Origin of the sequence: Arenibacter algicola (assembly GCF_018860365.1) — a bacterium.
In the GTDB taxonomy this organism is placed as follows: domain Bacteria; phylum Bacteroidota; class Bacteroidia; order Flavobacteriales; family Flavobacteriaceae; genus Arenibacter; species Arenibacter algicola_B.
Genome location: NZ_JAHKPO010000018.1, coordinates 77,220 through 88,348, shown reverse-complemented (window position 1 = coordinate 88,348; position 11,129 = coordinate 77,220). Strand labels below are relative to the sequence as shown.

Genomic DNA, 11,129 nt, shown 5'->3' with positions numbered 1-11,129 from the left:
AGTAATTTGGAAAATTTGTTTAGAAAAGAATGGTTGGCTACCAACGGACTGGGCGGTTATGCCTCAGGAGCCGTCAACGGTGCCAATACAAGACAGTACCACGGTCTATTGGTCGCTGCCCTAGAGCCTCCTACCGACCGCACTGTGGTGGTGGCAAAAATTGAAGAACGGGTTCTAATAGATGGCCAATATCATAATATTTCCACCAATCAATATCCAAAAGTAGTTTTTCCGGATGGAAGTAAATATTTAAAGAATTTTGATGTTGCCCCCTCTCCTACCTGGCAGTTTGCCGATAGTGATTGGGATTTGCGGAAAAATGTACAAATGATATCCGGATCCAACACCACTGTACTTACCTATACCAACAATGGAAAAAGACCATTGGTCCTGGAGTTACATCCCCTTTATGCCTATAACGACTTTCATACTACCTTTCAAGAAGCTTCCTGCTATAATTTCTTTACCGAGTTCAATAATGACCATTTAAAAACATACCCCAAGTATGGAAGTAATCCGGTTTTTACCGGGTGGACAGCTGGACATTATTTTGAGGCCCGTTGTTGGTTTAAAAATATTATCCTCTCCAAGGGTAAAGCCCGTGGCCTGGGTTCGGTCTGCGACTATTATAGAATCGGATATCTAGTACATGAACTGCAGCCTGGGGAAGATCTAATATTATACTTCACTATTGAGGAGAACATAATAGCGGAAGGAATAAAAAAAATTCAATCCCTAGACGGCAAAAAACGTACAATGAACAAAGAAATGCTGGCACCTGGGTTTTTTAAAGACCTCATGTTATCCGGTGAACAATTTATGGTCCAAAGAAAGTCTACCAATAGCATGTCCATAATTGCCGGCTATCACTGGTTTACGGATTGGGGAAGGGACACTATGATCGCCATGCGCGGATTAACCATAGCCACTGGTAAAAAAGAGCTGTCCAAATCCATTTTGAATACTTTTTTTAAAAGTGTGGATCAGGGGATGATCCCGGACAGATTTCCAGATAATTCCAAAGACCCGGTACATTACAATACTATGGACGCCACGCTTTGGCTTTTCGTGGCCAGCTATGACTACCAAAAAAAATTCGAGGATATTGCATTCCTAAAAGATCATATTGAAATATTAAAGAATATATTGGACCAGCATATTGCGGGTGCCCGCTACAATATTCACGTTACGAAGGAAGGATTTATCTACGGCGGGGAATGCACGGTACAGCTGACATGGATGGACGCCATTGTAGGGGGCAAGGTCATTACCCCAAGAATAGGCTGCCCTGTGGAAGTCAATGCGCTTTGGTATAATGCCCTTAAGATTTACGAAAATTTCTGCGAAATTCTTGAAGTTGAAATTGAATCCCGTTACCTTGACTTAATTGCCAAGTTTGAATCCAATTTTACCAAGTTTTTTACCAATCCACAAGGAACCTTATATGATGTGATCATCCCTGGTGTCTCACAGGACGATACTCTACGGCCCAATCAAATATACTGTCTGAGTCTACCTTTCGGCGTTTTGGACATCAACCAACAAAAGTCCATCTTTGAGGCTGTGGAAAACAAACTTTATACCCCCTTTGGACTTCGTACCTTGGATCCGGCTAGTCCTGAATATAAACCTAACTATGAAGGTAACCAATGGTCACGGGACCATGCTTACCACCAAGGAACGGTATGGCCTTTTCTACTTCATGAATATTTTCAGGCCTATTTCAAAATATATGGAACCACCCTAAATAATAAGAAAAAAGTAATGTTGGAATTGGAGCCTTTACGCGAACATTTTTATAAGGACAATGGCATTCATTGTATTTCCGAGATTTTTAACGGTAGCGACCCGCAAGAGGGAAAAGGTTGTATTCACCAAGCTTGGTCGGTAGCGGCCATTATTAAATTATATATCGATTTTGGGCTGGACAAAATTGAACAGGAAATAACATCAGAACCAGAACAAAACCCTAAAAAGGCCCAAAGGGAAATTTAGATATTCCCCTACAAAGAAAACAGCCCTTTGGGTATGGCATGAAACCCAACTCCCTTGACCATCTTTTCAATATCTTTTATTTCAACCATTTTAGTAGTATGTACCGTGAACTCTACTGGGAAATCATCATTAAAAATTACATTTTTTACACCTTCGATTTTTAATAGGTTCTCCTTAATTCTCCGTAGGTCATTGGCCTCTTTGGCATTGGTTCCAAAAACTTTTCCATGATTGCCGGGAATTACATTTTCTGATAGAATACTCATAATAAATTTCTGTTTATCTATAAATAATTAATTGACCTACACATCTCCTAAACCTAGATTTTATCATAATGGGTAAGCCTCCTATAAATTTACAAAAACAAGGATAGACAAAGGTCATAATTATCATAACTTTAAAAGCAACAATCATTAGATAATGAGTCTTACATCACCCAATTCCTGGATTTTATAGGGAAATTTATCCCCAGGGGAGCCAATAAACATAAAATTAGTGGGAATTCCCCATCGTTTTGAAAGTTCCTTTATTTTATCTGGACCAAACACACCCACTTCTTCAATAAATTGGATATGAATGTCTGGATAGGCCCTATCCAAAACCTCTATATCCTTCTTTAGATTGGGTGTTATGGTATGTTCCTCATTTATTACGGCAACAATTTTAAGGATTCTCGTTGGTTCATTATTTTTAATATAAAGCATCACCTTATTCAAGGTGGCCACATCATCATGATTGGTAAAAAAAACAAACTGTTGTCTATTAATTGCAGCCAGTAATTCCTTGGTATGTCGATTCAAAGTTTTAAAAAGGTGTCCCCTATCCGGAAATACATAGCTCAAAACATCAAGAAAGCCTTTAAAAATATAAGTGCGGTACAGCATAAAAAATATGACAATAAGCGTTGGGATTAAATACTCCGTAAATATGGCCAAATAAGAGGGATTAAGAAAAATGTTCCCTGCCATAGCTACCATCACCGCCAGGATGGCCACCGTTAGGCCCAACCAACTTGATTTTTCCGGGCGTGGCAATTTGGCCCTATTTATTTTAAGCATCATGTTTCCCAATCCGAACAATACCATAACCGATAAAAAGGCTATGGTATAAACTCCGGCCAATTTTGCCAGATTACCTTTAGTGGCCAATAATATGGAAACACAAAGTATAAAGAAAAGCGTGTAGATCATATAGGAACTGCCCGACTTGTTTTTCTTCAATAAAAATTTGGGCAGAATCCTGTCCAATGCCATGCGCTCCATAAGTCCTCCCACTCCAACGAAAGAGGTAAGTACGGCTCCACTCAACACCAATGCCGCATCAATACCCACAAGAATGGAAAGCCAATTACCCCCGGATACATTGGCCATGTGGGAAAGCAGAGCATCTTGATTGGATTCAATGGTATGAAGTGGGATAATGGCGAGAGCCAGAAATGCAATCAATGGATTAAAAACAGTAACCACCACCCACATATTGCGCAAGGTCTTTGGAAAAATACCTGCCTCTTGCTCCTCAACATAATTGGCCGAACTTTCAAAGCCACTTATCCCCAACATCGCAGCAGAAAACCCTAAAAACAAAGCATTAAAAACACTACCCTCCACCGGAACCTTATAATTTAATATTAGGGTTTCAAAACCATTCTGAGCAAAAAAGACGATACAAAAAGTACATAATAAGGACAAGGAAAGAAGATGAAATAAAAAAATAACTATTGCCACCTTGGAAGATTCACCAATTCCGATGATAACCAAGGCCATAAAACAAAACATCAAGCCTATTGTTACCGGCAAAACAGGAATAAAGCTCCATATACTATATGCATATTTTACTGCCTCACTAGCCGATATCACGGCCGTTGCCATATATGACAAAACAGTCAATGCGGCCGCTAGGGATGCGGTCGACTTTTTAGTAGTATTCAACAATGCATTATATGCCCCTCCGTTCAATGGTAGTGCTCCCACTACCTCGCCATAAATTTTCCTAAAGAGAAACAGGACAAAGGCCACTACCAAAAGGGAAATCCAGGCATACTGACCGGAGTAAACGATGGCCAATGCGGAAACATATAAACAGGATGAACTTATGTCGTTACCACATATAGCCGTTGCCTCCAGCTGATTCAATTTTTTTTTCATCCAAAAATTATTAAGGAATGAATTCTTATTTAAAGATAAGGGTAATAACACAACTTTATCTTCATAAGGAAAGAAAATAACTTACATTTATTAGATAAAACGCTATAGACATGAAGACCTTTGTAAGCGCCATTTCCTTAAAGGAATATCCGATCAGCGAACAGGTTCCTGTAAAAACAATTCGAAAATCCATAATGGATCTTATCCACAAGGAACATCCAGAAATAAATTCGAAAAAATCCATTTCTGTTTCCGAACTTAATCTATACCGGCAAAAATACCTGTCCGACTATCTCAGCCATGAGGTAGGTGAATTATCCACTTTGGAAGAGGATGTACTTAAAACGATAGAGCAACAAAAAATAATCACCACCCAGAGGGAAGGGTTGAATGCTGCAACAGACTATTCCTTTGGTCAGCGATTGGCAGACAAGGTTGCCAGCTTTGGTGGAAGCTGGAGATTCATAATTCTATTTGGCATTTTTATAATTATCTGGATGGTCATCAATATTGTTTTCCTATTGGATAAAGGATTTGACCCCTACCCTTTTATACTTCTGAATTTAATTCTATCCTGTTTGGCGGCATTACAGGCTCCGGTAATCATGATGAGTCAAAATAGGCAGGAGGAAAAGGATAGGGAGCGTGCCAAACAAGATTATATGGTTAATTTAAAAGCAGAACTGGAAATTCGCATCCTGCACGAAAAGTTGGACCACCTTATCATGCATCAACAACAAGAGTTATTGAACATTCAGCAAGTTCAGGTCGAAATGATGGAAGACATCATGAGGCAAATAAAAGGACAACAGAAAAGCTAGGTGTTAAAGGTGCTATAATCACATCTCAAAATTTTACACAGAATTTACGTCAAGGATTGAAGTTATTTTGTATTTTTTAAAAACCAAAAAAAAACCGAAATCAACCATGGACACCAAGATTTTTAACATCAACAGAAGACATTTTATAAAAGGGGCTGCGGCATCCTTGGCACTTTCCTCCTTTGGATCCTATGGCATGGAACTCATTTACCGGGATAAACCACTTCGTGTTGGGCTAATTGGTACGGGTTGGTATGGAAAAAGCGATCTTTTTAGGCTTATGCAAGTCACCAAAGTGGATGTGGTATCTATCTGTGATGTGGACGACAATTTACTAAAAGAAGCAGCAAACCTCATCAGTCTTAGGCAGCCATCGGGAAAAACCCCGAGAACTTATAGGGATTATAGAAAAATGCTCGCCGAAAAAGATTTGGATATTGTGCTTATAGGTACCCCTGATCATTGGCATGCACTGCAGGCCATTGAGGCCTTAAAATCCGGGGCCCACGTTTATGTACAGAAGCCAATAAGTGTTGATGTCATTGAAGGCGAGGCCATGGTAGCTGCCGCCAGAAAATATAACAGGGTAGTTCAGGTAGGAACCCAGCGTAAGAGTACCCCGCATCTTATAGATGCGAAAAAAAATATAGTGGACGCAGGCTTATTGGGAAAAATTTCCCATGTGGAAATGTGTTGCTATTACCATATGAGGGCCAATGGCAATCCTCCTATAGAAAAGGTTCCTGATTTTTTGGATTATGAAATGTGGACCGGACCCGCTCCCCTGCGTCCTTATGATGGAATTCCCCACAGACGATGGTGGCGAACCTTTATGGAATACGGCAATGGCATTATGGGCGATATGTGCGTGCATATGTTGGATACCGTAAGGTGGATGCTAGAGTTGGATTGGCCAAAAAGAATAAGTTCTACAGGGGGAATCTATGTACAAAAAGACGGGAAATCCAATATTGCCGATACCCAAACCGCCATCTTTGAATATGAGGAACTCAACTGCGTATGGCAGCATAGAAGTTGGGGAACCCCTGCAGACCCGGATTACCCATGGTCCTTTAAATTATATGGGGAGAAAGGCACATTGTCCGGAAGCACCATGAGGGCTGACTTTGTTCCGCATGGGGATGGGGAAAAGATCCATATGGACGTTATTTATGAAAAAGAAAAATATCCGGAGGACCTCACCGAAAAAGATATAGAATTGAACGCAGCACCGGCCACCAGATTACATATGTTGGATTTCCTTGCCGCTATTGATAAAGGAACTTTGCCTATTGCCGATATCCGGGAAGGACATGTATCCACAGCTAGCTGTATTTTGGCCAATATGGCTATGGCCACCGGAAGACCGTTGATCTATGACCCTAAAAATATTGTGGTGGTAAATGATGCAGAGGCAACGGCGCTTTTACAAAGGGATTATCGAGCCCCTTGGAATCATCCACATCCCAATGATTTTAAATAGAGCTAAGCTGGTTAAGGACGAGTTATAACCAATACATGTTTAATCCAGAATACGCCCATCCTCCATCTGGATGATGCGATCGGTACGTTTTGCAAAGTCCTCGTCATGGGTAACGATTAAAAGGGAAAGACCTTCCTCCTCTTTAAGCCGCTTAAATATACTGAAGACATTTTCGGAATTGTGACTGTCCAAATTCCCTGTAGGTTCATCTCCCATCAGAATAGCAGGATTGTTTATCAAAGCCCTGGCGATTGCCACCCGTTGTTTTTCCCCACCCGATATCCTTGAGGCACGTTGGTGGGCCAACTTTTCTATGTCCAACATTCTTAGCTTCTCCATGGCATCATGTTCTATTTCCGCTAGGGACTTCTCTGCCAATTTTTTGGCAGGCAGCATCACATTTTCCAATACGCTAAACTCCGACAATAAATAATGGAACTGGAACACGAATCCTATATTCTTATTTCGGATCTGGGACAGTTTGTTGTGTTTTTGACCCGTAATCAATTCATTGTTCAAATATAGTTCACCGGTATAATCCGTATCCATGGTAGACAGAATATAAAGCAGGGTAGACTTCCCTGATCCCGATTTACCCATGATAGAGGCAAATTCCCCCTTTTTTATTCCGAATGAAATATCTTTGAGCACATGAAATTTCACGGGCTTTTCAAAGTATTTATTGATGTTTTTTGTCTCTAAAACGAACTCCATTTTTCTTGATTATGTTCCCCTAATAATACGCACAGGGTCTATACGCCTTGCTTTGTTGGATGGCAACCAACCGGCTACGAAGGTCGAAATCAGGGCAAAGGAAAATCCTATTACATAATACCATATATTATAGTTTATGGGATAGGTGGTAATGGTTGGCAATGCTTCGGTTTGAAAGGCCACATTATCTATTAGTTTGGAAAGAACGAACCCAACAATAAGCCCAAGAATCCCACCTAATGCGCCAATGATCATGGCTTGACTCATAAAAATAAGCTGCACGTCATTGCCCGAGAATCCCGTAGCTTTTAAAATGGCGATATCCTTCATTTTTTCATAAATGAGCATGTTGAGGATATTGTAGATTCCAAAACCGGCGACAATCAATAATGTAATGGACACGGCATAGGTAATCAGGTTACGGATATTGGATCCCGTCTCAAATTGGGCATTGGCCTCGTTGATACTTGTCGCCTTTACTTGAAACTGTTTTCCCAAACTGCTTGCCATGGCCGTGGCTTCGTTAATATCGTACAGTTTTACATTGATATCCGTGACATAGTTCTGGGCCTCCCCCAAAATACGTTGAACCGTCTTGAGATTGGCATAACTTTGAATATTGTCTATATCAGCAATACCACTTTGGTATATCCCCACAATTTTTAGTGGAAAAACATCTCCCTTTATGGTGCTGACCTGTACACGATCCCCCTCCTTAAGCGACATTTTTTTGGCAAGGCCTGCCCCTAAAAGTATTCCATTTTCACTATTTTTTAGATCTTGTGGTGTTCCTTCTACAATATAATCACCAATGTTGGAGAGCCTTGCCTCCTCCATAATATCCACTCCTACCAAGTTTCCCCCTAATTCTATGGACCCCGAGAGATAAAAAATCTGTGCTCTTAGTTGGGGTGTGGCACCATAAACCTTTTTGTCCTTTTTTAAATAATTCAGGATAGGCAGACCATTGTGAATTTTCTTTTGACTTTGTTTTGGCTTAATGGAATTAACCACATTAAAGGCATCCTCAAATTCCTGGTAAAGGGCAATGGGCTGTTTATCCGAGGGCTCTATCTCATTGTAGATATGGATATGGGGTGTTTGGTTCAAAATAAGGCTGTCCAGCATTTCATTGAGCCCTGTCATAAAACTAATCAAAGTAATATAGGCCCCGATACCAAAGGTAACGCCTAGGGAGGCGGTGACCGTAGATTTCATCTTGGTGAGCAGATGGGTTTTGGCGATGTTCAATATGACCCTCCAATTGATCATTCTTCAGGTTTTAGAATTTCCGTAGACTCATTAATGCCTTTTATAATTTCTACACGGTCCAAATTTTGCAACCCGGGAACAACTTCAACAAGTCCGTCCGGGGTCTTTACTTTGTTCCCCTCCAACAAAAATTCTTTGGGAATCGTCAAGACGCTTTCCTTTTCAGAAATAATTATATTTCCCTCCCCTGCCAAACCCGGGTAAAGCGCTTTAGGTGGATTGTTAAAAATGGCCTCCGCCTTAAACGTCTGTGAGCGCTCATCCTTTTTGGGATATATTTTACTTACTTTGGCATCAAAGACCTCATCCCCATAAGCATCCAACGTAATAAGGGCCTTTTGGCCCAACTGAAGTTTTACTATATCGACCTCGTCTATCAACAATTCAATAATAAAATCCGTAGCACTGCCAACGGATGCCAAAGGCTCCATAGTATTGACTATTTCCCCTGGGTTTTTGTATAAGGCATAAACCTTTCCATTGATCTTACTGCTAACGGTAAAATCTTTGGTTGAAATCTGTGAGGTATTATAATTGTTGAGCGCTTGCTGAACTTGGGTAGAAAGTTCGTTCTTGGTCTGTACATACTTATTTTTAAGTTGCTTTAAACTATTCCCTGAAATTTCATAGGCTAGTTTGCGATTCTCGAACTCCACTTTTGAACCAATATTTTGATCCCAGAGCCTCTTTTGCCTTAAATAATTCATGGAATCGTTTTTAAAGGATAAGGTTGCCGATTGGATCTCATCTTCCAACGAACTTAAAACCGCCGAACTTCCATTATAATTTGCCTGTGCTAATTCTAGGGTCAATCGGGCATTCTCCGTATTAAGCTTTGGGGTACTGTTCACGATTTGAATTATTGGTGTACCCTGACTTACCAAATCCCCTTCTTCCAATAAATTACGATCCAAAATGCCCGCTACAGGGGCATAAGCCTGATACAGACTATCTGGCTGCACGGTTACGGAAGCATAGACCGATTCGGTTAAATGGATTTTAGTGGGAAAAATCTTTTCTTGTTTGTCTCCACAGGATAACAAAAGAAAAAGACAATAGATCAATATAAAATTCCTCATGGATAATATAAAATATGATAGCCCAAAATAAAGGGAAATATACGTTAAAGAATATGAGAAAAATCATATAAGTGTTTAGGCATAAGGTATTCTTTATTAATCAAGCCAGCTTAAAACAAGAGTTTTATGTTTGTTAAAAAATGAATACAGTTGTATTGGGCTTCTTGGTTTAACTACATCTCTCCGCAATAATCCAAATTACCAGCAATTCCCTACTAGTACACCCAATTACTCCCCGCTTAAAGGGATTGAAATAAATCCATAGAGAAAGGACATCTCCAAAGCGCCTTATTAATCCCAACGCTATGGAAATGTCCTTTACCAGAATTTAGGATCAGTTCCTACCCATTGTTTTGTAAAAGGTAAGACCTATTAAAAATCCTAAAGAAATTTACCTGTTTCATCCAGTTTTACCCTTAACATCTTATCCCCGTTCTCCAATTTAACCTTGTAGGTTTTCTTGGCACCTGCGGCATCGGTAAAGGAGACCAAATAAATATCTTTAGTAACAACCCATTCAGGAAAACGATCTGCAATGGACTTCCTTACAGAGGTTGGCAGATTTATATCCTTAAACTTTTCAGCAGTACGCAATAATTTCCCTTCGCCATCATACGCGGCAAGAATTTTACCCTCGGGAATAAAGAACGTAATGTTGTAAAGGTCATAATCATCCTGATAGAATTCGGAGCTTTTAATATCATAGGTCGCCACCTTTTGCTGCAGAAGCTTCACCGGTATGGAGGCCAGCTCCCCCGTGTTTATATCGTTAAGGTACTTATAGTTCGTGGCGTATACCGTTACCTCCGATAGCTCCACCGTAGGGATAATTTGAGAAAAGGCTTGGGTGGTTAGTCCAAAGGCTAATAAACCAAATAGAATTTTTTTCATGATCATTAAGTTTTAATTATTAATTAGTGTTAATATGGATGTTTGTGATCCATTGATAACAAATTATCCTATTCTTAAGGCTTCTACAATGACCTAAGTCATTCAGGTACATTTAATAAGGAAAACCCTGACATACAGAAGTCAGAACTGACCAATATCATATTTTACCAAAAAAGAAGGAATTAGATTTGATCCTATCAAGGATTCATACGAAATGCCTTTTAGAGTATAACATAGAACTGTTACAGTATAGTTTAAAGATTACAGAAAAGAATATGACAAATTTGACCACCAGCGAAAGTTTACGTTTATTAAAAGGCAATTATACCGGACACCTTGGGTATATATATCTGGACAAGCCTTATGTTCTCCCTATTACCTATTATTATGATAAGGATGATCATTCTTTAATAAGTTATTCGGCGGACGGACATAAGATAGATGCCATGCGCAAGAATACTGCGGTGACATTATTGGTAGAGGAAATAAAATCATCCAACAATTGGCAATCGGTAATGGCCCATGGCACTTTCGAAGAACTCCAAGGTACCGATGCCAAATTTAAGTTGCATCAATTTACAGAAGGGGTAAAAGGTCTTATCCTAGAGAAAGAGCATAGGGAAACCGAATTTATTAGTGAATTTTCCAGCAAATTGTACTCTCGTGGAACTCCAACGGTATATCGCATCAAAATAGTAGAGATTACTGGAAAAAGAAAAGAGACCTAGAT

At 39.8% G+C, this 11,129-nt stretch carries 10 protein-coding genes; 4 read left to right on the top strand and 6 right to left on the bottom strand.

Features of this window, described 5'->3' with window-relative positions:
* Positions 1 to 6: 6 nt before the first annotated feature.
* Positions 7 to 1,995: an amylo-alpha-1,6-glucosidase gene (locus tag KO529_RS15855; RefSeq protein WP_215948846.1), complete on the top strand. Its 1,989-nt coding sequence runs from the start codon at positions 7 to 9 to the stop codon at positions 1,993 to 1,995.
* Positions 1,996 to 2,003: 8 nt separating this feature from the next.
* On the opposite strand, the gene KO529_RS15850 is transcribed toward KO529_RS15855, so the two are convergent.
* Both KO529_RS15850 and KO529_RS15845 read right to left on the bottom strand, forming a co-directional pair.
* Positions 2,004 to 2,261: a heavy-metal-associated domain-containing protein gene (locus KO529_RS15850; RefSeq protein WP_215948845.1), complete on the bottom strand. Its 258-nt coding sequence runs from the start codon at positions 2,259 to 2,261 to the stop codon at positions 2,004 to 2,006.
* A gap of 147 nt (positions 2,262 to 2,408) precedes the next feature.
* Positions 2,409 to 4,139, bottom strand: coding sequence for an APC family permease (locus KO529_RS15845; protein WP_215948844.1), 1,731 nt, complete (start codon positions 4,137 to 4,139; stop codon positions 2,409 to 2,411).
* 110 nt (positions 4,140 to 4,249) lie between these two features.
* On the opposite strand from KO529_RS15845, the gene KO529_RS15840 reads away from it, so the two are divergent.
* A complete protein-coding gene (locus tag KO529_RS15840) occupies positions 4,250 to 4,960 on the top strand; it encodes a DUF1003 domain-containing protein (RefSeq protein ID WP_215948843.1) in 711 nt (236 codons plus the stop codon).
* Positions 4,961 to 5,066: 106 nt separating this feature from the next.
* Positions 5,067 to 6,443, top strand: a complete 1,377-nt coding sequence (locus KO529_RS15835) for a Gfo/Idh/MocA family protein (protein ID WP_215948842.1) — start codon at positions 5,067 to 5,069, stop codon at positions 6,441 to 6,443.
* Between the two features lie 39 nt (positions 6,444 to 6,482).
* On the opposite strand, the gene KO529_RS15830 is transcribed toward KO529_RS15835, so the two are convergent.
* The 4 genes from KO529_RS15830 to KO529_RS15815 all read right to left on the bottom strand — a co-directional run bounded on the left by KO529_RS15830 (position 6,483) and on the right by KO529_RS15815 (position 10,399).
* The gene (locus tag KO529_RS15830; RefSeq protein ID WP_215948841.1) at positions 6,483 to 7,157 is read right to left on the bottom strand and encodes an ABC transporter ATP-binding protein; all 675 of its coding nucleotides are present in this window, start codon (positions 7,155 to 7,157) and stop codon (positions 6,483 to 6,485) included.
* Positions 7,158 to 7,166: 9 nt separating this feature from the next.
* Positions 7,167 to 8,429: an ABC transporter permease gene (locus KO529_RS15825; RefSeq protein WP_215948840.1), complete on the bottom strand. Its 1,263-nt coding sequence runs from the start codon at positions 8,427 to 8,429 to the stop codon at positions 7,167 to 7,169.
* The gene (locus KO529_RS15820; protein WP_215948839.1) at positions 8,426 to 9,508 is read right to left on the bottom strand and encodes an efflux RND transporter periplasmic adaptor subunit; all 1,083 of its coding nucleotides are present in this window, start codon (positions 9,506 to 9,508) and stop codon (positions 8,426 to 8,428) included. The genes KO529_RS15825 and KO529_RS15820 overlap by 4 nt, the downstream gene beginning before the upstream one ends.
* Positions 9,509 to 9,889: 381 nt before the next feature.
* Positions 9,890 to 10,399 (bottom strand): nicotinate-nucleotide adenylyltransferase, encoded by a 510-nt coding sequence (locus tag KO529_RS15815; RefSeq protein ID WP_215948838.1) that lies wholly within the window; start codon positions 10,397 to 10,399, stop codon positions 9,890 to 9,892.
* 275 nt (positions 10,400 to 10,674) lie between these two features.
* Between KO529_RS15815 and KO529_RS15810 the strand changes: the two genes are divergently transcribed.
* Complete coding sequence (locus KO529_RS15810; RefSeq protein WP_215948837.1) at positions 10,675 to 11,127, top strand: pyridoxamine 5'-phosphate oxidase family protein; 453 nt, start codon at positions 10,675 to 10,677, stop codon at positions 11,125 to 11,127.
* Positions 11,128 to 11,129 lie beyond the last annotated feature (2 nt).

Excerpts from the sequence above, each read along its gene's own strand:
- KO529_RS15850 (WP_215948845.1), bottom strand. The coding sequence starts at position 2,261 with ATGAGTATTCTATCAGAAAATGTAATTCCCGGCAATCATGGAAAAGTT.
- KO529_RS15845 (WP_215948844.1), bottom strand. The coding sequence starts at position 4,139 with ATGAAAAAAAAATTGAATCAGCTGGAGGCAACGGCTATATGTGGTAAC.
- KO529_RS15840 (WP_215948843.1), top strand. The coding sequence starts at position 4,250 with ATGAAGACCTTTGTAAGCGCCATTTCCTTAAAGGAATATCCGATCAGC.
- KO529_RS15835 (WP_215948842.1), top strand. The coding sequence starts at position 5,067 with ATGGACACCAAGATTTTTAACATCAACAGAAGACATTTTATAAAAGGG.
- KO529_RS15830 (WP_215948841.1), bottom strand. The coding sequence starts at position 7,157 with ATGGAGTTCGTTTTAGAGACAAAAAACATCAATAAATACTTTGAAAAG.
- KO529_RS15825 (WP_215948840.1), bottom strand. The coding sequence starts at position 8,429 with ATGATCAATTGGAGGGTCATATTGAACATCGCCAAAACCCATCTGCTC.
- KO529_RS15820 (WP_215948839.1), bottom strand. The coding sequence starts at position 9,508 with ATGAGGAATTTTATATTGATCTATTGTCTTTTTCTTTTGTTATCCTGT.
- KO529_RS15815 (WP_215948838.1), bottom strand. The coding sequence starts at position 10,399 with ATGAAAAAAATTCTATTTGGTTTATTAGCCTTTGGACTAACCACCCAA.
- KO529_RS15810 (WP_215948837.1), top strand. The coding sequence starts at position 10,675 with ATGACAAATTTGACCACCAGCGAAAGTTTACGTTTATTAAAAGGCAAT.